This window comes from Stenotrophomonas sp. P5_A8 (assembly GCF_056400545.1).
This window is the reverse complement of sequence record NZ_JBFULB010000568.1, coordinates 1-666: the sequence shown is the minus strand read 5'-3', so window position 1 is coordinate 666 and position 666 is coordinate 1.

Sequence of the window (666 nt, the reverse complement as noted above, 5' to 3'; positions counted from 1 at the left end):
GGCTCTACCCACCACACAAATGCCCCCGCAAGGCCGTCCACCAGGCTGCGCCGGCGTCAGCTGCCCGATCGGCGTGGATGCCTGAACCGGCGAGGGATGGGGTAGAGCCGAGCCCTGCTCGGCTGCCTCCCCACCGACGCACCGCCTGCCGACACAGCGGCCGGGCGGGCGCCCGGCCAGCCGAGCATGGCTCGGCTCTACCCACCACACAAAGGTCCCGGCAAGGCCGTCTCCCCGGATGCACCGGCGGCCGGTCACCGCCGCCGGACCGTTTACTGCGGCATCGGCGGCACCGGCGTCAGCTGCCCGATCGGCGTGGATGCCTGAACCGGCGAGGGGTGGGGTAGAGCCGAGCCATGCTCGGCTGCCTCCCCACCGACGCACCGCCTGCCGACACATCGGCCGGGCGGGCGCCCGGCCAGCCGAGCATGGCTCGGCTCTACCCACCGCACAAAGGCCCCCGCAAGGCCGTCTCCCCGGATGCACCGGCGACCGGTCACCGCCGCCGGACCGTTTACTGCGGCATCGGCGGCACCGGCGTCAGCTGCCCGATCGGCGTGGATGCCTGAACCGGCGAGGGATGGGGTAGAGCCGAGCCATGCTCGGCTGCCTCCCCACCGACGCACCGCCTGCCGACACATCGGCCGGGCGGGCGCCCGGCCAGCC